The sequence below is a fragment of the Luteibacter anthropi genome, assembly GCF_023699965.1.
In the GTDB taxonomy this organism is placed as follows: Bacteria; Pseudomonadota; Gammaproteobacteria; order Xanthomonadales; family Rhodanobacteraceae; genus Luteibacter; species Luteibacter anthropi.
Genome location: NZ_CP077072.1, coordinates 1,529,958 through 1,554,166 on the forward strand (window position 1 = coordinate 1,529,958; position 24,209 = coordinate 1,554,166).

Sequence of the window (24,209 nt, forward strand, 5' to 3'; positions counted from 1 at the left end):
ATTCTCTCTCCCTCGGTAAGGCATGGCTTCCTTCGTGTTCGGCGCCTTCGGGCTTTCCACTGTCTGGTTGCTTCCCCTGTTATGGCGCTCGCTCGTCGCCCTGGTCCGTCGCCGGCCGCAGCCGGGTGCCGGGCCAGGTGCCATTCGCTTCTGGGCGGGCTTTACCCTGGTTCTGCTTTCGAGTGCCATGCTCGAAGGGTTGGTCGTAGCCCATTTCACGGACGATCCTGCGGCAGGTGGCAGCGTCTGCCGCTGGCTTGCCGGAACGCTTGGTGCCCTGCCCGGGCCCATGATCGGCAGCGTTGTCGCCATCGTCCTGCTGTTTCTCGCCCTGCCCTGGTACCTGGGCGTGCCCTGGGGCCGCATGCTGTCCGCTGCCACGACCCTCGTCGAGCCGCTGGGTGCGCTGGCCATTGCGCTGACGCATCGCGCGTTCTCGCGAACGTCGTCATCGCGCGCAGCCCCGCGCCGGGCTTCCGGTGCCGTGCGTCGTGCAGACCGCCCTGCGGCACGTCGTCGTGGTCGTCCGGCACCAGCGAAGAAACCCGCTCCGGCAAGCAAGGCGCCGCGGGTGGAAGCGAAGCTGATCGAGCCCGTGCGCGCCGAGCCTTCGCGAACGAACGGCCCTCGTCCTTCCGTGACCACGCCCGTGCCGCCGCGTCACCGGTCAGAGGAAGATATCGTGATCCGCGAACCGTGGCTGGCGCCGCGCACGATGGCACAGGCCTCCGTCGCCGAAGAACCGGACCACGTGTTGCCGGCATCCGAGCCGGCACCGGCACCGATCCCGGCTGCGCGCGACACCTACGTACCGGCAGAAATACCGACGACGCCCATCGAAGAAGATGAGCCGGAGACCGCCATTCCCGTACTGGCGGCACCACCACCTGCGCCCGTGTCGCGTTTTGCCATCGCGGCAAACGACGAAAGTCCTGCGACGTCTGCGCAGGTCGTCACGCTCACGCCGGTGCGCGCGTTGCGCGCCACCACCAGCAACAGCACGGTGACCTTGCCGCCGCTCTCGTTGCTCGCTGCCGCCACGCAGAACCACCTGGCCATTTCCGACCACGAACTGGCGGAGACGGGCGAGCTGATCGAACAGCGCCTGCGCGAGTTCAAGGTGCCGGTGCAGGTCGTGGGTGCGTCGGCGGGTCCGGTCATCACGCGTTACGAAGTCGAGCCCGCCGTCGGCGTGCGCGGCAACCAGATCGTCGCGTTGATGAAGGACTTGGCACGGGGTCTTGGGCGCAGCTCAATCCGCGTGGTGGAAACCATTCCCGGCAAGACCTGCATGGGCCTGGAGCTGCCGAACGAACAGCGACAGATGATCGCGTTGTCGGAGATCCTCGATTCCAGTGAATACCGCGGCTCCGATTCGCTGCTGACGCTTGCGATGGGCAAGGGCATCACGGGCGAGCCGGTGGTGGCCGATCTCGCGAAGGCGCCCCACATGCTCGTTGCGGGCACGACGGGCTCGGGCAAGTCGGTGGCGGTGAACGCCATGATCCTGTCGATGCTGTACAAGGCCACGCCCGAAGACGTGCGCATGATCATGATCGATCCGAAGATGCTTGAGCTTTCGGTCTACGAAGGCATTCCGCATCTGCTGGCGCCCGTGGTCACCGACATGAAGCTCGCTGCCAATGCGCTGAACTGGTGCGTGGCGGAAATGGAAAACCGCTATCGCGTGATGTCCGACCTGCGCGTGCGCAATCTCGCCGGCTTCAACCAGAAGGTTCGCGAAGCGCGCGCGGCGGGCAAGCCGCTGTTCAACCCCTTCCCCGCACATCCCGAAGTGCCCGAGCATCTCGACACGCTGCCGATGATCGTCGTGGTGATCGACGAGCTGGCCGATCTCATGATGGTGGCCGGGAAGAAGATCGAAGAACTGATCGCACGACTCGCACAGAAGGCACGTGCGGCAGGCATCCATCTCATCCTGGCGACGCAGCGTCCGTCGGTCGATGTGATCACCGGCCTCATCAAGGCGAACATTCCCACGCGCGTCGCCTTCCAGGTGTCGTCGAAGATCGACTCACGCACCATTCTCGACCAGATGGGCGCGGAAAGCCTGCTCGGCCAGGGCGATATGCTGTTCCTGCCGCCGGGCACGGGTTATCCACAGCGTATCCACGGTGCATTCGTTGCCGACGAAGAAGTGCATCGCATCGTCGCGTGGCTGAAGCAGTTCGGCGAGCCGGATTACAAGGACGAAATCCTTGCCGGTCCGCCGAGCGATGCGATGGACGGCGAACCGGGCGAAGACGGCATAGATGCAGAGCTGGATCCACTCTATGACGAAGCGGCGGCCTTCGTGCTGCGCACGCGCCGTGCATCCATCTCGTTCGTGCAGCGCCAGTTCCGCATCGGCTACAACCGCGCGGCGCGTCTTGTCGAAGCGATGGAAAGCGCAGGCATCGTCTCCCCGATGGGCATCAACGGCCAGCGCGAAGTCGTGGCACCGGCCCCCCAGGACTAACAATCACTGTAGGAGCGCGCCTCGCGCGCGACCGGTGATGCGAATGCGTTGATGATTTTCGCGAAAACCGGTCGCGCGCAAGGCGCGCTCCTACAACCGCATCACCGGGCCTTCCTGCTGCATGGCCATCTGCTGGGCCTGCTGCTGCGATTGCTCATATACCTGCTGATCCAGCCCCCGTGCCAGTGCGATGCTTTGCTCCTTGGGCGGCGCCGGCGTATCCATCGCTACCGCCACCTCGCTCCCCGGCCGCACGCCCCGACACACCAGCTCTCTCCCCTCGACATCCACCCCGGCCAGATCACGCTCGTGGTGAATGCCGATACCCCTGGCCCGCACCGCCATCTGCGCCACCTTGTCATCGGATACGTCCAACGGCAGCTGTAGTCGCATGCTCGCGTAGACAGGATCATCTCCCGCTGAAGGAAAGCTCGACGACGGCCGGCTATCCGCTAGCGGATGCGGCGACGCATGCAGCTTGCCTGGATCATCCGGATGAAACGCCTCGCGGGCGGCTTTGCGTTCCAGGCGAAGGCTGCGGGTGTCTTCCAACTCCTGGATGGTCTTCGGATCGGTGACGTCCCGCATGTCGGTCTCGGTGCCGATTGCCGTATGCAGGGTACGGAATTCGCTCCAGTCACCATTGCGGTCACGACCGAAGTAGTGATCCTTCTGGCCGATGATGTCGGGTGAAAGATGGGAGCGATCCTTCATGGCCGTGAAGTACGCTGCTGCCATGTCGGTGATGTAGCCCTTCTGATCGTCCGGTGACATGACGCGATCGACCGACGCTTGCAGGGCCGTGGCGCTCATGCGGTGCAGTCCGCCGTAGCCGTTGTTGAGCATCGTGGACCAATGCGTGTGGGCGTGATGCCCGGCTTCCTCGGGGCACATCTCATCGCGATCTATTCGGTGTTTTTCCTCTATGTCCCTTTGATGTGCGGCCTCCAGCAGCTTGCGGGGTGTCCAGGCATTGGGGTCAATCTGGATGTTGTTGAATGAATCATCATGAGCTTTCTGAATATCGCGTGCTGGTAAATTTAACGCCAACTGGGTCTCGCCCGACCGAAATCGCTCAGATCGGGCAACGTAATCGCGCTTCATCAGGTCAACGCCAAAAGAATCCCATTCGCGCTCCGTGAGTACTTTCCCATCATGTTCACGTGCGTAGGCCTGGGCATAAGCATTCGCCGTTGCACCCGGCATGTTGTCGTTTCGTACGACACCCAAGGCAAGAGCGCCGTACCCATCATTGCCAGGAACGCCAGCCAGGTAGTTCCAATACAGTTCACGATTTCCCGTTTCGGCATACGACGACAGAATGTCGATATCGCGCTGATCCAGAGCCCCCTTTTGGTTGCTCATTATTTCAGCTCACCGTCTTCCATGATCGAAATAATTTTCTGTTCGATACGTTTCCAATCGAACATGACGGCGCGGTTGTAATCTATTTCTACAATGGCTTTGTATTTTGGCAAGAGGAACAAGTGAAGGCAGGACGATCGCCTGCGATCTTCTGGATTATCCACAATTCGTCCATTGACGAGCTTTACGCCGTCAGGTACCGATTTCACATTGCATCTGATAAAAGTCAACGGAAAACCGGTTTCTCCCGTCGCAACATACCAATCATGATGACCATCGGGTTTACTTGCATGAAGGGTTTCCTGGGATGCGAAGCCATATCGCCTCTCGTAATACGAGACCAGCTTTCTGAAATCAGCGTAGTACGGAGTGAGTCCATAGACCAGGTCGCCTTTGATGCGTAGATCCAGGTTGTATTCTGGATGGTCTTTCTGACTGTCAAACGCTTCCATCGAGCGTCCCAACCTACCGGGATAAGCCTCATCGGAAATCCGTGAAAGATGCATCACCGTGATTCTCACGCTTGAGAGAAACATATCCGTTGAATCGTGGTAATCCACCCCTTGCGGCACGGGTGTGAGTTCGGGCCACAGCAGGACCAGATCGAGACGTCTCGGATCGTCGTCCTGTCCCGCTTGTCCTTCAAACAGATTGACAGGAAGGCGGAATCGATGCGGTCCCAGGCACGCGCCAATGAATGCTGGCTGGCCCTCAATGCCGCTCGAGATATCGCATCGACGGTTGCTGTCATAAGCCGTTGCGGACGGGGGCACTGTGGTTTCGGGCGCTTTTGCCGAGCACGCTGCCATCAGTGAGGCCAGCAGGCCGGCGAGGGAACGGGGAAAAGGCATGGCATCTCCATCGGGACGGTCTGGCAAGGTGGCAGGCCGGTAGCGCATAGTGGGTATGCGACATAGACGCGGTATCGAATGCGGACGGATCAGCACGAGTTGGTGATCGGCCTTCAGTTCGCACAGATCGCGTGTCGTCGCCGGGCGCGTCGGTGGATGCCGGTGCGGCTCATGCACGGACACATAAGCTTCCAGTGCGGCCTGTTCAGCCTCCGCGGTGGTTTGATCGGGGGCGGTCTGCATGACCACGCAGGGAAAGCGCTGAAGCAAGGCGGAAAAGTCACGACCGTAGACCGTGCGGAGGTTCGACAGGCGGCGCGTCGTGGCAAGGCATGACACGTCGCCGTCGAGCAGCACCGGCAGGTGGCCAAGGTGGTCGAGTCCATCGAGGATCAGCCGTCGATGCGGTACCTCGCGCGTGGCATGTCGCCACCACGCGATGAAGGCATCGACCAGAGGCCGGGCCTGTCGCTGCATGTCGGCCGGAAGTTCCAACAGGACGACTGCCTTCGTCAGGTCGATGCCGGCAAGGTCATTGCCCCGGGTCGCCGCATCGGCCAGCGGACGGCTGAACAGGCCAAGGCCACCCCGCAAGGCCTCGCTGACCCGTGCGAAGGCCTTGTCGTCCAGGGCGCACCAGGGCTGCAGCGCCTGCCGCGTAGCTTCCGAGATACCCGGTGCCGCGATGAGGTGATCCAGATAGGACCGGCGTGAATCCCTACTCAAAGGCTCAATGAAACGCTGAAGGTCACCCGGCGCCGGGATAACCACCTCGCCACCATGGCGAAGTACGTCATCGATGGCCCGGACCAGCGCCACGAACGCCTGCCGCGCATGGCTGGTGAGCAAGCGCTGGCGAGGGTCGGTGACCGGAAACCAGCGTTCGGCGAGACTTTCCAGCACAGGCAGGTGCAGCCCGTTTTCGCTCCACGCTGCCGCGAAGGGATTCCAGCGATGGCCGTGGCCGAACGCAGCGACGCGAACCACAGGCCGGCCTCGGGTCTGCGACGCAGCGGCAGCAATGACCTCCGGGGTGCCGACGAGCAGCCAGGGGCCACGCGCGCGGCGCAGGGTTGGCACGAGGGTGCCTTGCAGTGCGCGGCGGGCATTTGGCGCGACGACCAGTACCGAATGATCCGTGGCGATACCGCGCGCGAGGATGACGCCATGCCGGAAAGCTGCCGATACGTGGGTCAGGGGTTCGAAGCGCGGTGTCGGGCGCAAGGCACGATGAGCGCGAAAAGTACGAATCAACGCGACGACGCAGGCGAGGATCACCAGCAGCGGTATGCCGAAGCCCAGGCCACCGGCGAGACGGATGCGCCAGGCGTAGGCGGCATAACCGGCCTGATGCATCACCCGGGCGTAGTCCGACCACAGGTGCCAGGTCACCGGAGGATCGGTGAGGCTGAGAAGCCAGAGCGTAAGTTGGCCGGCCAGATAAGGGGCCGCCATGATCGACAGCGCGATGCCGATCACCGGAAAGAGCCTGTTGCGCAGCCTCAAGGGAGGCGACCTCGTCAGTGACTGAAGAGGTTCCCCAGTGTAGGCATGCGAAGGGGAATGTCTTTAGGACTGGTCTGAAAATGCGGTCGATGTTTCCTAGGAACACGGCGACCGATACCGTAAAACCCGATCCCTGTAGGAGCGCGCCTTGCGCGCGACTGGATGGATCGGAACGATGATGATGTTCGCGACAATCGGTCGCGCGCAGGCGCGCTCCTACAACAAGCGGGCTGTCAGAAAAACGGGCCTTTCGGCCCGTTCTTTTTCATTCCTTTGTAAGCAATTTCAGCGGCACGGCGATGGTCTTGTCCACCGGCTGTTTGTCGATCAGCTTCTTTGCTGTCTCGACACCGAGCTTGCCGATCTCTTCTGGCTGCTGCGCGACGGTGGCGGCCATGGTGCCGTTCTGCACGGCGGCCTTGCCGTCCGGCGTGCCGTCGAAGCCGACCACGAGGATCTTCTTGTCCTTGCCTGCCAGCGCCTGCACGGCGCCGAGGGCCATCTCGTCGTTTTGGGCGAAGATCGCCTGCACGTCGGTGTTGCCCTGGAGCAGGTTCTCGCTGACCGAGAGGCCCTGGGCGCGGTCGAAATTGGCCGGCTGCTGGGCGACGATCTTCAGGCCGGTGCCGGCGATGGCATCGTCGAAGCCCTTGCCGCGCTCGCGGGCCGCCGAAGTGCCGGCCACGCCCTGCAGTTCGATGACATTACCCTTGCCGTTGAGCTGCCTGGCAAGGAAGTCGGCGGCCATCTTGCCGCCGGCGATGTTGTCGGAGGCGATATGCGAGGCTACTTCGGCGCCATCGACGCCACGGTCGAGCGTGATCACCGGGATGTTGGCGCGCTGCGCCGACTGCACGGCACCGGCCAGTGCCGACGAATCGGTGGGGTTGAGCAGGATCACCGACACGCGCTTCTGGATCAGGTCCTCGACGCTGGAGATCTGGCGGGCCGGATCATCCTGGGCATCGACCACCACCAGCTGCACGCCGGCATCCTTGGCCGCCTTCTGTGCGCCGTCCTTGAGTTCGACGAAGAAGGGGTTGTTCTGCGTGGACAGTGCCAGGCCGATCACCGGGGTGCCGGCTGCACCGCCACCTGCCGAGGAAGACGCCGAGGGGGCGGACTCGCCCGGACCCTGCTGCGAGCAGGCCGCAAGAAGCGTGGCCGCTGCGGCGGCGAAGAAACTGAGTTTGCGCATGGGATGTGTCCCTCGTGGTGATTACTGGCGCCGGTCGAGCAGGACGGCGATCAGGATGACGATGCCCTTGACCACCTGCTGGTAGAACGAGCTTACGCCCAGCAGGTTCAAGCCATTGTTGAGGAAACCGATCAGCAGCGCGCCGACCAGGGTGCCGAACAGCCAGCCACGCCCGCCCGCCAGGCTGGTGCCGCCGAGCACCACCGCTGCGATGGCATCCAGCTCGTAGCCGGCGCCGGCCGTGGCCTGAGCTGAGTACAGGCGCGAAGTGAGCACGATGCCCGCGAAAGCGGAGAGCAGGCCGGACAGGCCGTAGATGGCGAGTTTCATCGGCGCCAGGCGCACGCCGGAGAGCCGTGAGGCCTCTTCGTTGCCGCCGATGGCGACCACGTGGCGACCGAACACCGTGCCGCGCAGCAGGAAGCCGCACAGGGCGAAGGCCACGAACATCCAGATCACCGGTAGCGGGATCAGGTTGGCGACATAGCCGCCGCCCAGCAAGGCGAAGCCCTGGTTGGTGACGGGAATGGGGCTGCCCTGCGTATACGACAGCGTGACGCCGCGCAGCAGGGTCATGGTGCCCAGCGTGGCGATGAAGGGCGCCACCTTGCCCCACGAGACCAGCACGCCGTTGAGCATGCCCAGCAGCAGGCCCAGGCCGAGGCCTGCCCCCACCGAAAGCACCATGCCGTGGCCGGCCGCCATGAGGCCCGCCGTGACCGCGCCGGTGAGGGCGAGGATCGCGCCTACCGAGAGGTCGATGCCCCCGGCGAGGATCACGAAGGTCATGCCGAAGGCGATCAACGCGTTGATCGACACCTGGCGCAGCACCGTGAGCAGGTTGCCCGTGGTGAGGAAGTCGGGGCTCATCACCGAGAGCACGATGAAGAGCAGCACCAGGCCGATCACCGAACCCAGGCGTTGGAGCAGTGGCGCCACGCGGCTCCAGTTGATTTGCTGCGTCATGTCACTTACCTCCGGTGGCGGCGGTCATCACGGCTTCCTGGGTAGCGCCGTGGGCATCGAGCAGGGCCGTTGCATGGCCCTCGTGCATTACCAGGATGCGGTCGCTCATGGCGAGCACCTCCGGCAGTTCCGAGGAAATCATGAGGATGGCCACGCCCTGCTCCGCAAGTTGGTTGATGATGTGGTAGATCTCGGCCTTGCCGCCGACGTCGACGCCACGGGTGGGCTCGTCGAGGATGAGCACGCGCGGTTTCAGCGCGAGCCACTTGGCGAGCACCACTTTCTGCTGGTTGCCGCCGGAGAGCGCGCGCACGTCGAGCTCCATGTCGCGCGTGCGGATCTTCAGCGCGTCGATGAGGCCGGAGGTTTGTTTCTTTTCCGCCGGACGATCGACGAGGCCCGCGCGCGCTGGCACGCGCGGCAGGCTCACGTTCTCGCGCAGGCTCATGTCGAGCACGAGGCCTTGCGCCTTGCGGTCTTCGGTGACGAAGCCGAAACCGGCGTGGATCGCCTCGCTCGGTGTCTTCGGGGTAACCACGGTGCCTTCGAGTGTCACCTTGCCGGCTTCGAGCTTGTCCAGGCCGAACAGCAGGCGGGCCAGTTCGGTGCGCCCCGCGCCCATGAGGCCGGCCACGCCGAGCACTTCGCCGGCGTGCAGCTCGAAGCTGACGTCCTGCACGATGCCGCCGCTGATGTGTTCCACCTTCAGGCGCACGTTGCCGATGTTCGGCGTGCGCTCGGGGAAACGCGCATCGAGCGTGCGGCCGACCATCATCTTCACCACTTCATCGAAGGCCAGGCCCGGAATGGGGCGCGTGCCGACGAACTGGCCATCGCGCAGCACCGAGATGCGGTCGCAGATGGCGAAGATTTCTTCCATGCGATGGGAGACGTAGACGATGCCGGTACCGTGCGCGCGCAGTTCGCGGATCAGCGCGAACAACGTGGTGGTCTCGCGTTCGGTCAGTGCGGCGGTGGGTTCGTCCATGATCAGCACGCGTGCTTTCTGTCCCAGCGCGCGGGCGATCTCCACCATCTGCTGCTGGCCGACGGAAAGACGTTCCACCAGCGTGTCCGGATCGAGGCGATCCATGCCGACGCGCGACAGCCATTCCTTCGCACGGATCTCCATGGCCTTGCGGTCGAGCAGGCCGAAGCGATGCAGTTCGCGACCGAGGAACAGGTTGTCCGCGACGCTGAGCGACGGGATGAGGTTCAGTTCCTGGTGGATGATGGCGATGCCGTGCTTCTCGGCATCGGCGGGCGAGGTGATGGACACCGGCTGGCCATCCACTTCGATGGTCCCCGCGTCGGGTGCGTAGATCCCCGTGAGGATCTTCATCAGCGTGGATTTGCCCGCCCCGTTCTCGCCCATCAGGGCATGCACTTCGCCCGGAAGCAGTTCGAAGGCGACGCCTTCGAGCACTTTCACCGGTCCGAAGGCCTTGTGGATATCGCGCATCCGGACAAGTGGCGTGTTCATCAGAAGGTCACGCCTGCATGCAGGATCACGTTCGCGTAGGGGGCGGTTTCACCCGTGCGCACCACGGCGACGGCGCGCGAGGTCAGTTGCTTGAAGTCGTCGTGAGGCACCTCAGCGATGCGCAGGCCCTCGCCTTCCAGGCGATTGCGCAGCGCGACCATCGCAGGATTGTGCGTACGGATCTCGCTGGCGAGGGTGAGGCTTTCCACCGCCAGTTCCGCGTATACCGCCTCGAACACGGCCGCGAACGATGGCATGCCGGGCAGCACGGCGAGGTCGATGCAAGGCACGCCGGGTGGTACCGGCAGGCCCACGTCGCCGATCACCAGGGTATCGGTGTGACCCATGGCGGCGATGACGCGGTTGAGTTCGGCGTGCAGCAGCCCGCTACGTCTCATGCATGCTTCTCCAGGAACGCCGCAACCTCGTCGGCACGCGGCATGCCACCCTGGGCGCCCAGGCGAGAGACGGCGATCGCCGCGGTGGCGCAGGCCTTGCGCACCGCCACGTCGAGACCCTCGGCGAGGTACACCGCGAGGGCGGCGTTGAAGGTGTCTCCGGCGCCGGTGCTGTCCACCGCGTCAATCTTGAAACCGGCCTGGTGGCGCGGCTCGTCGTCCGTGTCGCGGAACCACGCGCCTTCCGCACCGCGGGTCAGCACGACCGGACACGGTGCGCGACGCATGAGTTCGCGGAAATCGGTTTCGCCCGCGTCACCGAGCACGGTGGCCAGCTCGTGCTGGTTGGGCGTGAGAAAGCGCACGCGATGCAGCCATTCCACCGGAAGGCGCTGCGCGGGCGCAGGGTTGAGGATCACCGGCACGCCCTCTTCCTGCGCGATGCGCAAGGTGGCGTCCACGGCGTCGAGCGGAATCTCCAGCTGCACCAGCAGGGCATCGGCGCCGCGGATCGTGCCGCGCGCGGCCTTCACCTGGGCAGGCGTGACGCGACCATTGGCGGCGGGCACCACGATGATTTCGTTCTCGCCACCGGCGACGGTGATCGACGCCGTACCGCTGCCGATGCCTTCCACGCGGGTGACATGGCTGACGTCGATGCCTTCCGCTTTCAGCCCGTCGTAGAGCTGCTGGCCGAAGGCGTCGTCGCCGATATTGCCGACCATCGCCACCTTGGCGCCGAGGCGCGCGGCCGCTACGGCCTGGTTGGCGCCCTTGCCGCCGGGGATGGTGAGGAAGCGGTCCCCGGTCAGGGTTTCACCCGGCTCGACGAAACGCGGCGCGAGGGTGACCAGGTCCATGTTGATGCTGCCGACGACGACGATTCGCGTCATGCCTTGGTGCTCCGGTGTGAGTACCTTGGAACGTCCGTTGTTCGCCGGTGTGTGGTGCGGGATGGCGCGCAAATATACGCCTTGCGTGCGCGCAATGCTTTCATCCCCGTGCGCTCATTCGCGGGAAAGACCTTTTTCTTCGAGCTGCGCGAGATAGGCGGGCCACGCGCTGTCGTAGGCGCGGCCGAGGTCGTGCAGGGTGTCCCAGCCGAAGATGCCGCTGGCGTGTCCGTCATCGAAGCGCAGCAGCACGCCGTAATGGCCTGTGGGTTCCACGGCGCTGATGCCGACATGGCGTTTGCCGGATACGAGGACTTTCTGGCCCGGGCCGTGGCCCTGCACCTCGGCGCTGGGCGAGTTCACCCTGAGGTATTCGTAGGGAAGCCGGAAGCGTTCGCCGTTGTCGAAGACAACTTCAAGAACGCGGGAAGCCTGGTGCAGGGTGATGTCGAGAGGGCGCGGGCGGGACATGGGGATGGACTTGTCGTTGTAGGAGCGCGCCTTGCGCGCGACCGGCGAAAGCGTCGCGCGCCAGACGCGCTCCTACAGGTAGGTGTCAGGTGGCGTGGCCGAAGCCGCCGCCGGTGCCCTGCTCCAGCGGCGGGGGATCGCCCGCCACGGCCAGCAGCGATGTCGCGTAGGCGTCTTCCATGCTGATCGTGGAGATTTCATCCCACGAGAAGAACGACGGCTCGCGCAGCCATTCCGCGTCGGGGGTGATCTCCTGCATGTTGAAGCCGTCTTCCTCGACGCTGACCAGGCGGCCGATGTAGCAGACTTCTGCCTCGTCCTCGCTGTCGACATGCACGCCGATGACCGGCGCCATCGTCGAGGCGGTCTTCACCACCTGGCTGATGTCGTCCAGCGGGAAGTCCACAGGCGGTGTCGGGACGATGCCCTTCAGCGCCATCGCCTTCTCGAGGAAGCCGGCATGTTTGTCCGGCGCCTCGAATTCGGAGATGTCGCGGTGCCGCATGATGTACATGCCGTCGTAGCTCACGCCGTCGCCGACGACCCACAGCAGGAAGAACTCGCGGCCGACCCCGCCCACGTAGCCACAGAAGCTGCCGTGCTCGAGTTCGCCGCGCCAGATGCGAATCAGCTGGCGACTGTCCTGCGCTTCGCGCAGGGAGGCTCGCTGGCCGTTCGTTTTGAGTTGGATAACCTTGCCCATAGTGGTCAATAGCTTAGCAGAGGGGAGGGGTCATCCATGTTCAGAGGATGTAACGGCTCAGATCCTCGTCCTTGACCAGCGAAGAAAGGTTTTTATCGACGTATTCAGCGTCAATACCATAGTTTTCGCCGGACTTGTCGGCTGCTTCGAAGGAGATCTTCTCCAGAAGACGCTCCATGACCGTATGCAGGCGGCGGGCGCCGATGTTCTCGGTGCGCTCGTTCACCTGGAAGGCCACCTCCGCCAGGCGGTCGATGCCCGTGTCGGTGAACTCCAGCGTGACGCCCTCGGTCTGCAGCAGCGCAACATATTGTTTGGTCAGGGCGTTGTTCGGCTCGCGCAGGATGCGCTTGAAGTCGTCCACCGACAGCGCGCTCAGCTCCACGCGGATCGGCAGGCGGCCCTGCAGCTCGGGGATGAGGTCCGAGGGCTTGGCAAGCGAGAAAGCGCCCGAGGCGATGAACAGGATGTGGTCGGTCTTGATCGAACCGTACTTGGTGGAGACCGTGGAGCCCTCGACCAGCGGCAGCAGGTCGCGCTGCACGCCTTCGCGGCTCACGCCGGCACCGCCCCACTCCGAACGCTGCGCCACCTTGTCGATCTCGTCGATGAAGACGATGCCGTTCTGCTCGGCGATATCCACCGCGCGACTGCGCAGTTCCTCGTCGTTGAGCAGCTTGCCGGCTTCTTCCTCGACCAGCAGCGGGCGTGCCTGGCGGATGCTCATCTTGCGCTTCTGCGACTTGCTGCCGCCCAGGTTCTGGAACATGCGGCCCAGCTGCTGGCTCATTTCCTCCATGCCCGGCGGAGTCATGATCTCCACGCCCACGTTCATGGCGAAATCCAGCTCGATCTCGCGATCGTCCAGCGCGCCCTCGCGCAGCTGCTTGCGCAGCTTCTGGCGGGTGTCGTTGTCGATGGCCGGTGCGCCCGTGCCGGTGTCGTCCCAGCCGGTGGACTGGCGGCGCGGCAGCAGGGCGTCGAGCAGGCGGTCTTCGGCGGCATCCTCGGCCTGGCTGCGCACGCGCGACTTGGCCTGCTCGCGGACCAGCTTGTACGAGACATCGGCAAGATCGCGGATGATCGACTCCACATCCTTGCCGACATAGCCCACTTCGGTGAACTTCGTGGCTTCGACCTTCACGAACGGGGCGTTCGCCAGGGTGGCCAGGCGGCGGGCGATCTCGGTCTTGCCGACGCCCGTGGGGCCGATCATCAGGATGTTCTTCGGGGTGACCTCGTCACGCATGCCCGGTTCGAGCTGCATGCGGCGCCAGCGGTTGCGCAGCGCGATGGCTACGGCACGCTTGGCGTCGTGCTGGCCGATGATGTATCGGTCGAGTTCGTTGACGATTTCGCGGGGGGTGAGTTCGGACATCGTTCAGAGCTCTTCGATCGAAACGTTGTGATTGGTATAGATGCAGATATCGCCAGCGATCTTGAGCGCTTTTTCGGCGATCGTGCGTGCATCCATGTCGGTGTTCTCAAGCAGGGCCAGCGCGGCGGACTGCGCATAGGGGCCGCCCGAACCGATAGCGATGAGGCCGTGCTCGGGTTCCAGCACGTCGCCGTTGCCCGAGATGATCAGCGAGGCCTCGCGGTCGGCCACGGCCAGCATCGCTTCCAGGCGGCCCAGGCGACGGTCGGTGCGCCATTCCTTGGCCATCTCGACGGCGGCGCGGGTGAGGTTGTAGCCGTGCTTGACCAGCTTCTCCTCGAACAGCTCGAACAGGGTGAAGGCGTCGGCGGTGGCGCCGGCGAAGCCTGCGAGCACGTCGCCCCGGCCCAGCCGGCGGACCTTGCGGGCGTTGGCCTTCATCACGGTGTTGCCGAGGGTGACCTGACCGTCGCTGCCGATGACGACCTTGTCGCCGCGGCGGACGCAGACGATGGTCGTGGCGTGCATCGATTCCATGGTGCGTTCCTTGGGGGAGAGGCCCAACGTGGGGCCGGAAGGCGGTCCGGGCAAGTGCCGGAAATGCGTCACGACTTCCGTTTGGCCCGGGGATGGGCGGCGTCGTAGACCTTCGCCAGGTGCTGGAAATCGAGGTGGGTGTAGATCTGGGTGGTGGCGATGTCCGCATGGCCCAGCAGCTCCTGCACCGAACGCAGGTCGCCGGAGGACTCCAGCATGTGGCTGGCGAAGGTGTGCCGGAGCATGTGCGGATGGACGTGGCGGGACAGCCCGGCCGAGAGCAGGCTGAGGCGCTTCTGCACGGTACGCGGATGGATGGGCAGCCCGGCCCGGCCCTTGAACACGGCCTGCTCCGGTGCGTTGCCACCCTGCGCGGCGAGGTTGCGCAGGGCCGTGACGGCGTAACGGCCCACGGGGAGGATGCGTGTCTTGTTGCCCTTGCCGAGCACCCTCACCTGCCCGTCGTCCAGGTCGAGGTCGCCCCAGCGCAGGCCGCACAGCTCCGACAGGCGCAGGCCGCTCGAATAGAGCAGTTCCAGCATGGCCGTGTCTCGCGGTGCGTGGGCGTCGTCGAGCGTGGTCTCCACCAGTTGCTTGGCTTCGTCCACGTCGAGCACGTGCGGAAGCTTGCGCCGTACCTTCGGGCCACGAACGCCGGCGGCCGGATCGTGGGCGAGCCGGCCCTCGCGCTGGAGGTAGCGAAACAATGTGCGGCAGGCCGAAAGCAGCCGTTGCAGGCTGTTCGGCGCCAGGCCGTAGCGATGCTCACGGGCGATCATGCTGCGCAGGCGATCGGGTACCAGGGCGTCGAAGCCGGTGATGCCCTCGGCCTCCATGAAGGCGAGCAGCTTGCCGAGGTCGCGACGGTAGGCGTCCAGTGTGTGGGCGGACGGTGCCCGCTCCGCCGCGAAGTGGCGGAGGAAGGCCTCGACGGCCTCCTGCGGTGTCACGCGGCCTTCCGGGCCCGTTCGATCGCCGAGCCGACGCTGGTGGAAATCATGTCCAGGAACAACGTGCCCATGCCCGGGTGGAAGCGACCGGCGTCGTTGCTGCCGATGGCCAGCATGGCGTCGCGGCCGATGCGCATGAGGGCGGCCGAGCGCACCTCCCCGGCTTCCTCGCCGAACAGGCGATGCAGTTTCTCGGGCGCGAGGCGACCGGCGACCGGGTCGCCGTGTTCGAGGAACGAGGCAAACTCCGGCAGGCCGGCACTGCCGCGCGCTTCGCGCAGCAGCCACGGTTCGTCGGGCAGGCCGGCGAGGTCGCCGAAGAAGACCAGGCGCACGCGCTCGGAGCCGAAGTCGTCGGTGAGCCGGCGGACCACGCTGCGTACGGTTTCCGCGATGTCGCCCGCGCTGAGCAGGGCCAGCATGAGGCTGTGTACGCGGCGCATCAGCGTTTCGTTCTCGCCGGCCACGGTGGACAGCTCGCGCAACCGGGTTTCGAGTTCGGTGTTCTTCTCGCGCAGACTGCGCAACTGGTGCACGGCCAGCGAGGTGGCCGGACCATTGCGCGTGGGTAGCACGAGCAGATCGGCCAGGTCGGGGTGATCGGCCAGGAAGTCCGGATGCCGGCGCAGGTAGGACGCCACGGTAATCGGCTCGATGTCGCCTTCGATCGCGGTCTCGCTCATGGGGCTGTCCTTCATCTGCTGCGTGCCTTACCCAGTGTGCCGCGTTCGGAGGCTGACGTCACACCTCGCCTTCGAAGACGAAGGCGGCCGGACCGGTCATCCATAGCGTATGGCCTGGACCCTCCCACGCCATGGTGAGCGTGCCGCCGGGAAGCTCGACGTGCACGGTGTCGCCGGCAAGACCCAGGACGCGTGCCACGGCGGCGGCCGCGCAGGCGCCGGTGCCGCAGGCGCGTGTCCAGCCACTGCCGCGCTCGTGCACGCGAAGGCGCAGGCGATCGGGCCCCAGGCGCTGGGCGAAACCGATGTTGGCGCCTTCCGGGAAGACGGGGTGACGCGTGAGCTTCGGCCCGAGCCGGTCGACACGCGGGTCGGCGACATCATCGACGAAGATCACGCCATGGGGGTTGCCCATGGACAAGGCGCCGAAGGTGGCCTCGTCGCCGTCCACGTCGAGCGTGTAGGTCGAATGCGCCGGGCGGTCGAGCGGGATATGCGCGGGCGTGAAATCCGGTTCGCCCATATCCACCGTGACCATGTCCGCTCCGAGCACGCGCACGGTGACCGGCCCGGACGGGCTTTCGAGCCTGACCGGCACGTCGCGCTCGATGGCGCCATCGCGATAAAGCCAGGCCGCCACGCAACGCACGCCGTTGCCGCACTGGCCCGAGGGCGAGCCGTCGGCGTTCCAGATGCCGTAATAGAACGCACAGGAGGGATCGCGCGCCGGCTCGATGCTGATGAGCTGGTCGAAGCCGATGCCTGTCTGGCGGTCGGCCAGCGCGGCGATGCGCGCCGCGTCGGGGACGCGGCCGGCATCGTCACGCCAGTCCACGATGGCGAAATCGTTGCCGATCCCATGCATCTTGGTGAAGCGGGAGGGCATGGCGGCTTACTGGTGGATGATCGGGTTGAACGGCGACATCGTGGTGCTCACGGGCGCGGGGCCCTGCACCGTGGACGCGGCAGCCGGATGCGGAACGGCCTGTGGCTTGGCGGTGCTGCCCGGCGCGGGCGGGGGTGGCATGAACAGCGGGCCCTTGTTGCCGCAGCCCGACAGGGCGACGACGGCAATGAGGAGGGCGCATGGGAGGATCGATCGGCGCATGGTCGGTTCCCTGGAAACGAGGGCCAGTATAGCCCCGTGACCGCTCAGAGCTGCTTCTCGAAACGCAGGGCGTCGGTGCCGTCGGCGTAATACGCCGCGTACTCACCGATCTTTTCGTAGCCCAGGCGCTCGTAGAGCCGGATGGCCACGCCGTTGTCCTTGCGTACTTCAAGGCGCAGCGAGCGGCAGCCACGCTGGCGTGCCGATACCTCGGAAGCCTCGATCAGCGCCGAGCCCACGCCCTTGCCCTGGGCCGCCGGCTGGGTGGCGAGGGAGTACAGGCGTGCCACGGTGGTGCCCTTGCGGAAGAACACCACGGCGGTACCGAGGAAACGGCGGTGATTGGCGCTGGCCACCAGGACCAGGGCGGTTTCGCTGTCGAGGTGCTTGCGGTACTGGGCGCGGCTCAGGCGGTCCTGGGCGAAACTCGATTCCTCGAGCGCGACCAGGTCGTCGAGATCGCTGACTTCGGCGCGACGAACGCGTACCGCGGCGGTAACCGGGGGTGGACGCATGCGTGATGGAACTCCGGCGCGGGTGGGACAGGACGGCTGCGGAGCCGGACAGGGGTATTCGGCAAGCGCGGCACTGTAGACCCCTCGCCCCCATCGATCAATGACTTTTTCATGAACCCGTTCAATCGGGCTTCAGCGCCCCGGCTTGTGCGTCGTGGCAGCGGGGAACACACTGCCGGCACCGGCGAAACGCGGCGGCCCGATGTCGGGCCCCGGACACGGAATCGTCGTTTGCTGAGGTCTCATGAGCCGGCTCGTCATCGTCGTGGAGAAAGCCTCGGACTGGGGCTCGTACTACCCTTCAGCCGACGTCGTCAGTGCCATGGATTACCTCCGCGAGCCCATCGGCGGCGACGACGAGCGCACCCATGTCATCAACCTGTGCCGCAGCTACAAGTACCTGGGCACCGGTTACTACGTGTCACTGCTGGCCGAGGCCCGCGGCCACAAGGTGATCCCCTCGGTGCGCACGGTGAACGACCTGCGCCGTCGTTCGCTCTATGGCCTGGACATCGACGACCTCAACCAGAGGCTGCAGAAGTTCCTGCCGGCCGGCGGTCGCGACACCACTGATTTCGGTGTCCTGGTCTACTTCGGCGAAACCGCCTATCCCGACCTGCAGGATCTCGCCCGCCAGGTCTTCGACATGTTCCCCTGCCCGCTCATGCGCATCGAGTTCGAGCGCGAGCGGATCTGGCAGGTGACGGCGGTGAAGCCGGTGGGCCTGCATACACTGGACGACGCCCAGGAAGACGCCTTCGCTGCCGCGTTGGAGAAGTTCTCGCGAAAGATCTGGCGCAAGCCGCGTACACGCCGCCGCTATCGCTACGACATCGCGATGCTGGTCGACCCCAACGAGGCCATGCCGCCGTCGAACCGCAAGGCGCTGAAGCATTTTGTCGAGGCGGGCAAGCACCTGGGCATCGAGGTCGATCCGATCGGCAAGAACGACTACCAGCGCCTGGCCGAGTACGACGGCCTGTTCATCCGCGAAACCACGGCCAGCGACAACCACACCTACCGCTTCGCGCATCGCGCGGAGAAGGAAGGCATGGTGGTGATGGATGATCCGACCTCGATCCTGCGTTGCACGAACAAGATATTCCTTAATGACCTGATGGTCTCGCGCAAGCTCGCCACGCCAACCACCGAGATCATCTATCGCGACGACCCGAAGCAGCTGCGCGAACTGCCGGACCGGCTGGGCCTGCCGCTGGTGCTGAAGATCCCGGACGGTTCGTTCTCGCGCGGCGTGGTGAAGGTGGAAAGCCGCGAAGCGCTGGAAAAAGCAGCCGGCGAGCTGTTTTCGCACAGCGCCCTGCTCATCGCACAGGAATATCTCTACACGGAATTCGACTGGCGCATCGGCGTGCTCAACCACGAGCCCTTGTATGCATGCCAGTACTTCATGTCGCGCGGCCACTGGCAGATCTACAACCACGGTGCCAAGGGCACGGCGAAATCCGGCGGCTTCCGCACGGTGCCCGTGCGCGATGCGCCCAGCGAAGTGGTGAAGCTGGCGCTCAAGGCGACGCAGACCATCGGCGACGGCATCTACGGCGTCGACCTGAAACAGGTAGGCGAGCGCCCGGTAGTGATCGAGGTCAACGACAACCCGTCCATCGACGCAGGCGTGGAAGACGCCTACCTGGGCGAAGACCTCTACCTGCGCATCATGCAGGAATTCCTCCGCCGCCTCGAAATGAAACGCCTCGGCCTAAGCACCTGACCCCACCACCCTGTAGGAGCGCGCCCCGCGCGCGACCATTTGAAACGTGACATCTCCGAATGAGAAGGCTTCCCTACCGAAGGTGTAGGAGCCGATCGCATCGGCGATGTTGCGCTCCGTAGGAACGTAGCCCATGTGGTGTCTCGCTCTATAGCAAGGGCTCGCCTATCAGCCTCGCGCTCGGCGTTGGAACGTGGCAGAGCAGAGGCGACGGGTGCGGCCCTTGTCGCTCCGGTCTGCGGTGTCCCTCGGGAAAGGAGAGCCGCTGACGCGGCTAGTGTCTTATGGCTCGCGCCCCTTCGGGCACGGGGAGCGGGCGGGGCTTTTCGACTCGGCCTCCGTGCCTCGGCGAAAAGGGCCGGCCTTCCTGGCCGGCCCCGCTACGCGGCCTTATCCGCCCACTCCCCTCACCTCCATCAGTCGCGCCAAGGGCCGCCCCCGCCGCCTCTCCCCATCGTGATCGCAGGCTGTTGTAGGAGCGCGCCTGCGCGCGACCGGTTGTCGCGAAAATTTTCATCGTTTCGATATCACCGGTCGCGCGCAAGGCGCGCTCCTACATGAAACTCAGCGGCGCAGGAGTGCCGCCAGCAGCTCCAGCGGCAGCTTCGGCCGCATCGCCAGCAACACGCTTGCCGGCGCCAGCACCAGCCAGAACAACGGCGACCAGCCCAAGGCGTCGCTGCGCGCGGACAACGGGGTGAGCACCAGCAGCAGGCTGCCCACGGCCAGCCAGGCCAGGGCGATAAGGGCGCGAAGGCGGTGCGGCGAGAGCGTGTTCATGGCGGGATTCCTGCCGGTGGTGGTGGAGCCTAAGGTAGGCAGCCCCTGTCTCACGGGTCGCGACAGCCCTTCCACCGCCGCATTGCTAGAATCCGTCCGCCGGACATGGTGTCCGGCCAAGAGCCAGGAGAGTCCATGAGCGTCGAAGCTCGTCGTTACGCCGTGTTCGGTCATCCGATCGCGCATTCGCTGTCCCCCGAAATCCATTCGGCTTTCGCGAAACAGCTGGGTATCGCCCTCGATTACCGTGTCATCGACGCCGCGCCCGAGGTCTTCGAAGCCGAGGTCCGTCGCTTCTTTGCCGAAGGCGGCCATGGGGCCAATGTCACCATGCCCCACAAGCTGGTGGCGCTCGCCATGGCCGACGAGGTGACCGAGGCGGCGAAGCGCGCCGGTGCCGCGAACACCCTTACCCATCTGGGCAATGGTCGCATCGAGGCTCACAACACCGACGGCAGCGGCTTTGTCCGTGACATCACCGAACGCCACGGCTTTGACCTGCGTGGTCACGACGCACTGCTGCTCGGTGCCGGCGGCGCGGCCAAGGCCGTAGCCTGGGCCCTGATGGATGCTGGCGTAAAGACGCTGACCATCGTCAACCGCACGCCCGAGCGCGCCGACGAGCTTGCCGATGCCATCGGCGAACCTGCGCGTTGCCACACGCGTTACTGGGACGGCCTGGACGGCGAGTGCTTCGATCTCGTGGTCAACGCCACGTCCATCGGTTTCCACGGTGGCAAGTTCGACCTGCCGATGTCCATCGTGCAGGATCATTCCACCGCCTACGACATCTGCTACGGCACCGCGGCTGCCGGCTTCAAGGGCTGGGCGGTTGCCGCTGGCGTGCGTCCGGACTGGTTCCGCGACGGCCTGGGCATGCTGATCGAACAGGCCGCCGACGGCTTCGAGCGCTGGCACGGCCAGCGTCCGGATACGGATCCGGTCTACCGCGAACTGCGCCAGCGCTTCTGAGCATGGCCCTCGCCTGCCGCCCCGGGTGTGGCGCGTGCTGCATCGCTCCGTCGATCAGCTCGCCCATTCCCGGCATGCCCAACGGCAAGCCGGCAGGCGTTCGCTGCATCCAGCTCACGGCGGACAATCGCTGCGCCATCTTCGGTCGTCCCGAACGGCCGAAGGTGTGTGGCGGCCTGCGTCCCGAGCAGGAGATGTGCGGGACGGACAACACGTATGCCATGGCCTGGCTCACCCAACTGGAACGCATGACGGCAGCCTGATCATTCCGTCGCTTGTCTCGCCTGCGGCCAGGGAGCACCCTACGCCACCAGCCATCGATGGCTTGAGAGGGTGATCATGAAATCAGGATGCAGCACCATTTCAATCCGCATGTTGGCAAGGACGGCAAGCCGGATTCGGGTTACGCAATCATTCCCGTGAAGTTTGAGCTACACCAGCCGGCTCGACCATCTGCTTAGTGTGTCCCTTGAATCTCAGGGCGAAGCTTATCGGGGCAATCCTTGAATTTGTTCAGAGGATTGTTCGATTTGCTGTGCTTGCTGGCGCTCCTGCTGATGCTGTTCTTGAATGCTCTGGAAGCGACTCATGGCCTCTGGCCATCGGTCTGTGCTGACTGAGACTGGAGTGCTGAGTGACTCCATGGTCGGCGCATGGGTGAAACGATCAAAAAAGTGATCGCGTATGCCGGGCGGTCGCTCCGCTCCCCAGACCTTGCTCGCATCGCTGCTCAGTTCCAATTGATCAATCCGGCTGAGCCCGTCATGACGCGCGTTGACGACCAGGCATGCCGCAAGATTCTGGCTCTGGTGGTCTGGTTCACGGCCATGTCTCCGATCGAGATCATGCACAAGCTTCAGCGTTGTGCTGAAGAACTTATAGTCTGAGTGTAGTGGGTCGCTGAGTTGGGACACCGGTGTTCGAGAGTCTTCATTAACTTTGATGGCCGGCGATGGCTGCTCATATGCTGCAAGTTGTTCAGCAATTGCGTTCCTGGTTATAGGTCCGGCAATTCCGTCAGGGCTTAAGCCCGATGATTGTTGAAATGATCTGATGGAGGATTGTGTTGCTGGACCGCTCAACCCATCGACAGAGAGTGGATTTCCGTCATCATCGGTATACCCTAATTTGTTCAATGATTCCTGCACGCCTCTCAGCGTGCCGTCTTTGTTTGAGCGGGGTCTACGATGCGCACCTGTCTCGTGCTGGGCTACTGGTACTTCATATCCAACGAACGAGTTTGGTCTTCGGTAAAGCCATGTTCACCCAGGAATGATTTGACCCCGCCATGATCCGATCCTACATCGAACTGGAGAAGGCCGAATGAGTAGGTGCTGCTTCCTCCGCCGGCATAGCTGAATTCATTTAAATTTGATGGCTGATTGTCTGTTTCAGTTTTTGTAGAGCAGCTTGCGGAGCTGATCTGCTGTCATCCCAGTCATGGATTTTCCCTCCCTGAGCTAATTTCCAAGACTAGCCGCCGTAGCATTTTCCGTAGGTAAACTCGATCAATTCTTTCTGGTCTTCTTTCGCTGCCGGTTCCATGGCGAAATGACCCAGCATGTCGTCATTGCAGATCTTTACTTTTTTCTGTGTTTTATCGTTTTTTATCGTGCAGTAACCACCAAAACTATGGTTTGAATGTCTTGTGCCTACGGGGATATCGATCAAACTGCTACAGCCGATAATTTCTCCCGAGGTTCCATTGGACTTCATCGACTGATTGAAATCTTTAATGCGGTACGCGCTATCACGATAGGTGACGACGCTGCGGCAGGGTGCTTGGTCGATGAGCTCGCAATGAGCTTCGTTGATGAGAATTTTGTCGTTCTTTGCCAGTTGGGCGATTCGATCTCGATAGGACGATGCCAGGCAATCATTGGAGTCGCATATATCACGCACATAACGTATCCAATGCCGCTGCTCAACTATCAGCTGGGCTTTGCTTTGATCGTCTGCGGTGGAATATGCGTCCTTGTATGTGCTTGCCAGTTTGGAGTCCAGCGTTGATAGGGTCGCATCTGAGCAGATTGCCTGCTCGCTAAGAGAGTTTGCTTTTGAACAATCGAAACTGGCAGCGAAGCTCCTATCTGCAAGGGAAAGCAACGCCAGAAATACCCATATCCATTTTGTCACCAGTCCCATCTCCACCCGATTGCGGTACCTGATCTTACCTTGGTATGTCGTGCACGGCGTTTGAGAAAATTGGACAAGTACGATGTTGAATATTTTTACTGATCGACCGCCAGACGTATGGAGCACATGGCGGTTTGGAGACGGCGATAGCTCCATAGGCGATGCCTATCAATTTTCTTGAATCAATCGATTGGTCTTGTGCTTCCATGAGATGGACACTCCCCTGATCAACCACAGGGAATCCCGCCATGCAGTCCATCTACGAGCACCAGCTGCGCACCATCGACGGCGATACCGTGTCCATGGACACCTATCGTGGCAAGGCGCTGCTTATCGTCAACGTGGCCTCACGCTGCCAGTTCACGCCGCAATACCAGGGCCTGGAAGCGATGTACCAGCGTATGCGCGGGCAGGATTTCGAGATCCTCGGTTTTCCCTGTGACCAGTTCGGAAACCAGGAGCCGGGTGCGGACGCCGAGATCAAATCGTTCTGTGACCTTACCTATGGCGTGACCTTTCCGATGTTCTCCAAGGTGGAGGTCAATGGCGCCGGGACGCACCCGTTGTTCGCTTCGTTGAAGCATGCTGCGCCCGGCCTGCTCGGGGCGGAGGACATCAAGTGGAACTTCACCAAGTTCCTTGTCGATCGTTCGGGCAGGGTGATCAAGCGCTATGCGCCGGCTTTTACGCCGGACTTCATCGAACGCGAGCTGGCCAGCGCCGCCCTGATGCATTGAGCTGTGTTACTTCGGCGCCAGTGCCGTCACGCTATGCGGACACGTATAGGTTGCCCGGTACTGGTAGCTCGACTTGCCGTGCTGGTCGACGCCGGTAGTCACGGGCGTGGCCAGCACCAGGTGGATCGTATCCACCTGTGGTGACTGGCACGACTCGCGGGCCTGCGCGATGCAGGGTTGTTCGGTCATGGCGTCCGTCGTACAGGAGACGGCGATGGGAGCCACATGGTGTGTGACCACGGCTACCGGCGGCGGGGATGACGTGGCGCACGCGGCCAGCCATGCCGGCGCGATGGCGATACCCAGGAAACGCAACGCGGAACGACGCATCGGATCCTCCTGACAAACGGGCCGTGTACCGGACCCAAGGC

General features: G+C 63.9%; 25 protein-coding genes. 5 read left to right on the forward strand and 20 right to left on the reverse strand.

Annotation, left to right across the window (positions count from 1 at the left end; genetic code table 11):
- The first annotated feature begins 22 nt into the window (after positions 1 to 22).
- A complete protein-coding gene (locus KR767_RS06880; RefSeq protein WP_284732875.1) occupies positions 23 to 2,479 on the forward strand; it encodes an FtsK/SpoIIIE family DNA translocase in 2,457 nt (818 codons plus the stop codon).
- A 90-nt stretch (positions 2,480 to 2,569) separates the two neighbouring features.
- On the opposite strand, the gene KR767_RS06885 is transcribed toward KR767_RS06880, so the two are convergent.
- The 16 genes from KR767_RS06885 to KR767_RS06960 form a co-directional block, all read right to left on the reverse strand.
- Positions 2,570 to 3,844: a hypothetical protein gene (locus tag KR767_RS06885; protein WP_250878589.1), complete on the reverse strand. Its 1,275-nt coding sequence runs from the start codon at positions 3,842 to 3,844 to the stop codon at positions 2,570 to 2,572.
- A complete protein-coding gene (locus KR767_RS06890; protein WP_250878590.1) occupies positions 3,844 to 6,201 on the reverse strand; it encodes a hypothetical protein in 2,358 nt (785 codons plus the stop codon). The genes KR767_RS06885 and KR767_RS06890 overlap by 1 nt, the downstream gene beginning before the upstream one ends.
- Before the next feature lie 265 nt (positions 6,202 to 6,466).
- Complete coding sequence (gene rbsB / locus KR767_RS06895) at positions 6,467 to 7,399, reverse strand: ribose ABC transporter substrate-binding protein RbsB (protein ID WP_250878591.1); 933 nt, start codon at positions 7,397 to 7,399, stop codon at positions 6,467 to 6,469.
- A 21-nt stretch (positions 7,400 to 7,420) separates the two neighbouring features.
- Complete coding sequence (locus KR767_RS06900) at positions 7,421 to 8,365, reverse strand: ABC transporter permease subunit (protein WP_166945707.1); 945 nt, start codon at positions 8,363 to 8,365, stop codon at positions 7,421 to 7,423.
- A 1-nt stretch (position 8,366) separates the two neighbouring features.
- Entirely contained in the window at positions 8,367 to 9,848 is a 1,482-nt protein-coding gene (locus tag KR767_RS06905; protein WP_250878592.1) for a sugar ABC transporter ATP-binding protein, read from the reverse strand.
- On the reverse strand, positions 9,848 to 10,246 hold the full coding sequence (gene rbsD, locus KR767_RS06910) for a D-ribose pyranase (RefSeq protein WP_166945711.1): 399 nt from the start codon (positions 10,244 to 10,246) through the stop codon (positions 9,848 to 9,850). Before rbsD ends, KR767_RS06905 begins: the two co-directional genes overlap by 1 nt.
- On the reverse strand, positions 10,243 to 11,139 hold the full coding sequence (gene rbsK, locus KR767_RS06915) for a ribokinase (protein WP_250878593.1): 897 nt from the start codon (positions 11,137 to 11,139) through the stop codon (positions 10,243 to 10,245). Before rbsK ends, rbsD begins: the two co-directional genes overlap by 4 nt.
- A gap of 114 nt (positions 11,140 to 11,253) precedes the next feature.
- Positions 11,254 to 11,610 carry a gamma-butyrobetaine hydroxylase family protein gene (locus tag KR767_RS06920; RefSeq protein ID WP_250878594.1) on the reverse strand — a complete coding sequence of 119 codons (357 nt, stop codon included), beginning with the start codon at positions 11,608 to 11,610 and terminating at the stop codon, positions 11,254 to 11,256.
- Positions 11,611 to 11,695: 85 nt separating this feature from the next.
- A complete protein-coding gene (locus KR767_RS06925) occupies positions 11,696 to 12,313 on the reverse strand; it encodes a hypothetical protein (RefSeq protein WP_166945714.1) in 618 nt (205 codons plus the stop codon).
- Positions 12,314 to 12,353: 40 nt separating this feature from the next.
- On the reverse strand, positions 12,354 to 13,691 hold the full coding sequence (gene hslU / locus KR767_RS06930) for an ATP-dependent protease ATPase subunit HslU (protein ID WP_208392355.1): 1,338 nt from the start codon (positions 13,689 to 13,691) through the stop codon (positions 12,354 to 12,356).
- 3 nt (positions 13,692 to 13,694) lie between these two features.
- A complete protein-coding gene (gene hslV / locus KR767_RS06935) occupies positions 13,695 to 14,228 on the reverse strand; it encodes an ATP-dependent protease subunit HslV (protein WP_208392356.1) in 534 nt (177 codons plus the stop codon).
- Between the two features lie 68 nt (positions 14,229 to 14,296).
- Positions 14,297 to 15,178, reverse strand: coding sequence for a tyrosine recombinase XerC (locus KR767_RS06940; protein ID WP_166945716.1), 882 nt, complete (start codon positions 15,176 to 15,178; stop codon positions 14,297 to 14,299).
- Positions 15,175 to 15,861, reverse strand: coding sequence for a DUF484 family protein (locus KR767_RS06945; protein WP_166945718.1), 687 nt, complete (start codon positions 15,859 to 15,861; stop codon positions 15,175 to 15,177). The genes KR767_RS06940 and KR767_RS06945 overlap by 4 nt, the downstream gene beginning before the upstream one ends.
- Before the next feature lie 58 nt (positions 15,862 to 15,919).
- The gene (gene dapF, locus KR767_RS06950) at positions 15,920 to 16,747 is read right to left on the reverse strand and encodes a diaminopimelate epimerase (protein WP_250878595.1); all 828 of its coding nucleotides are present in this window, start codon (positions 16,745 to 16,747) and stop codon (positions 15,920 to 15,922) included.
- Positions 16,748 to 16,753: 6 nt separating this feature from the next.
- Entirely contained in the window at positions 16,754 to 16,969 is a 216-nt protein-coding gene (gene lptM / locus KR767_RS06955) for an LPS translocon maturation chaperone LptM (protein WP_166945722.1), read from the reverse strand.
- A gap of 44 nt (positions 16,970 to 17,013) precedes the next feature.
- Positions 17,014 to 17,484: a GNAT family N-acetyltransferase gene (locus KR767_RS06960; RefSeq protein WP_166945724.1), complete on the reverse strand. Its 471-nt coding sequence runs from the start codon at positions 17,482 to 17,484 to the stop codon at positions 17,014 to 17,016.
- 244 nt (positions 17,485 to 17,728) lie between these two features.
- Here KR767_RS06960 and KR767_RS06965 point away from each other — a divergent pair, with 244 nt between their 5' ends.
- The gene (locus KR767_RS06965) at positions 17,729 to 19,213 is read left to right on the forward strand and encodes a RimK family protein (protein ID WP_166945726.1); all 1,485 of its coding nucleotides are present in this window, start codon (positions 17,729 to 17,731) and stop codon (positions 19,211 to 19,213) included.
- Positions 19,214 to 19,777: 564 nt separating this feature from the next.
- Here the strand turns inward: KR767_RS06965 and KR767_RS06970 are convergent.
- Positions 19,778 to 19,993 carry a hypothetical protein gene (locus tag KR767_RS06970; protein ID WP_166945728.1) on the reverse strand — a complete coding sequence of 72 codons (216 nt, stop codon included), beginning with the start codon at positions 19,991 to 19,993 and terminating at the stop codon, positions 19,778 to 19,780.
- A gap of 135 nt (positions 19,994 to 20,128) precedes the next feature.
- Here KR767_RS06970 and aroE point away from each other — a divergent pair, with 135 nt between their 5' ends.
- Positions 20,129 to 20,965 (forward strand): shikimate dehydrogenase, encoded by an 837-nt coding sequence (gene aroE, locus KR767_RS06975; protein WP_250878596.1) that lies wholly within the window; start codon positions 20,129 to 20,131, stop codon positions 20,963 to 20,965.
- Between the two features lie 2 nt (positions 20,966 to 20,967).
- Positions 20,968 to 21,228 carry a YkgJ family cysteine cluster protein gene (locus tag KR767_RS06980; protein WP_250878597.1) on the forward strand — a complete coding sequence of 87 codons (261 nt, stop codon included), beginning with the start codon at positions 20,968 to 20,970 and terminating at the stop codon, positions 21,226 to 21,228.
- 225 nt (positions 21,229 to 21,453) lie between these two features.
- Here KR767_RS06980 and KR767_RS06985 read toward each other — a convergent pair whose 3' ends face one another.
- Complete coding sequence (locus tag KR767_RS06985) at positions 21,454 to 22,113, reverse strand: peptidoglycan-binding domain-containing protein (RefSeq protein WP_250878598.1); 660 nt, start codon at positions 22,111 to 22,113, stop codon at positions 21,454 to 21,456.
- A 325-nt stretch (positions 22,114 to 22,438) separates the two neighbouring features.
- Positions 22,439 to 23,110 (reverse strand): lysozyme inhibitor LprI family protein, encoded by a 672-nt coding sequence (locus KR767_RS06990; protein WP_250879132.1) that lies wholly within the window; start codon positions 23,108 to 23,110, stop codon positions 22,439 to 22,441.
- Between the two features lie 239 nt (positions 23,111 to 23,349).
- Here KR767_RS06990 and KR767_RS06995 point away from each other — a divergent pair, with 239 nt between their 5' ends.
- Positions 23,350 to 23,838, forward strand: coding sequence for a glutathione peroxidase (locus KR767_RS06995; RefSeq protein ID WP_250878599.1), 489 nt, complete (start codon positions 23,350 to 23,352; stop codon positions 23,836 to 23,838).
- A 6-nt stretch (positions 23,839 to 23,844) separates the two neighbouring features.
- On the opposite strand, the gene KR767_RS07000 is transcribed toward KR767_RS06995, so the two are convergent.
- A complete protein-coding gene (locus KR767_RS07000) occupies positions 23,845 to 24,168 on the reverse strand; it encodes a hypothetical protein (RefSeq protein WP_166945737.1) in 324 nt (107 codons plus the stop codon).
- Between the last annotated feature and the right edge of the window lie 41 nt (positions 24,169 to 24,209).

Coding starts and splice junctions, on each gene's coding strand:
- KR767_RS06970 (WP_166945728.1), bottom strand. CDS start 19,993: ATGAACACGCTCTCGCCGCACCGCCTTCGCGCCCTTATCGCCCTGGCC.
- KR767_RS06885 (WP_250878589.1), bottom strand. CDS start 3,844: ATGAGCAACCAAAAGGGGGCTCTGGATCAGCGCGATATCGACATTCTG.
- hslV (WP_208392356.1), bottom strand. CDS start 14,228: ATGGAATCGATGCACGCCACGACCATCGTCTGCGTCCGCCGCGGCGAC.
- KR767_RS06960 (WP_166945724.1), bottom strand. CDS start 17,484: ATGCGTCCACCCCCGGTTACCGCCGCGGTACGCGTTCGTCGCGCCGAA.
- rbsK (WP_250878593.1), bottom strand. CDS start 11,139: ATGACGCGAATCGTCGTCGTCGGCAGCATCAACATGGACCTGGTCACC.
- dapF (WP_250878595.1), bottom strand. CDS start 16,747: ATGCCCTCCCGCTTCACCAAGATGCATGGGATCGGCAACGATTTCGCC.
- KR767_RS06880 (WP_284732875.1), top strand. CDS start 23: ATGGCTTCCTTCGTGTTCGGCGCCTTCGGGCTTTCCACTGTCTGGTTG.
- lptM (WP_166945722.1), bottom strand. CDS start 16,969: ATGCGCCGATCGATCCTCCCATGCGCCCTCCTCATTGCCGTCGTCGCC.
- KR767_RS06990 (WP_250879132.1), bottom strand. CDS start 23,110: ATGGGACTGGTGACAAAATGGATATGGGTATTTCTGGCGTTGCTTTCC.
- KR767_RS06925 (WP_166945714.1), bottom strand. CDS start 12,313: ATGGGCAAGGTTATCCAACTCAAAACGAACGGCCAGCGAGCCTCCCTG.
- KR767_RS07000 (WP_166945737.1), bottom strand. CDS start 24,168: ATGCGTCGTTCCGCGTTGCGTTTCCTGGGTATCGCCATCGCGCCGGCA.
- KR767_RS06965 (WP_166945726.1), top strand. CDS start 17,729: ATGAGCCGGCTCGTCATCGTCGTGGAGAAAGCCTCGGACTGGGGCTCG.
- KR767_RS06920 (WP_250878594.1), bottom strand. CDS start 11,610: ATGTCCCGCCCGCGCCCTCTCGACATCACCCTGCACCAGGCTTCCCGC.
- KR767_RS06995 (WP_250878599.1), top strand. CDS start 23,350: ATGCAGTCCATCTACGAGCACCAGCTGCGCACCATCGACGGCGATACC.
- KR767_RS06945 (WP_166945718.1), bottom strand. CDS start 15,861: ATGAGCGAGACCGCGATCGAAGGCGACATCGAGCCGATTACCGTGGCG.
- KR767_RS06905 (WP_250878592.1), bottom strand. CDS start 9,848: ATGAACACGCCACTTGTCCGGATGCGCGATATCCACAAGGCCTTCGGA.
- aroE (WP_250878596.1), top strand. CDS start 20,129: ATGAGCGTCGAAGCTCGTCGTTACGCCGTGTTCGGTCATCCGATCGCG.
- KR767_RS06980 (WP_250878597.1), top strand. CDS start 20,968: ATGGCCCTCGCCTGCCGCCCCGGGTGTGGCGCGTGCTGCATCGCTCCG.
- rbsB (WP_250878591.1), bottom strand. CDS start 7,399: ATGCGCAAACTCAGTTTCTTCGCCGCCGCAGCGGCCACGCTTCTTGCG.
- rbsD (WP_166945711.1), bottom strand. CDS start 10,246: ATGAGACGTAGCGGGCTGCTGCACGCCGAACTCAACCGCGTCATCGCC.
- KR767_RS06900 (WP_166945707.1), bottom strand. CDS start 8,365: ATGACGCAGCAAATCAACTGGAGCCGCGTGGCGCCACTGCTCCAACGC.
- hslU (WP_208392355.1), bottom strand. CDS start 13,691: ATGTCCGAACTCACCCCCCGCGAAATCGTCAACGAACTCGACCGATAC.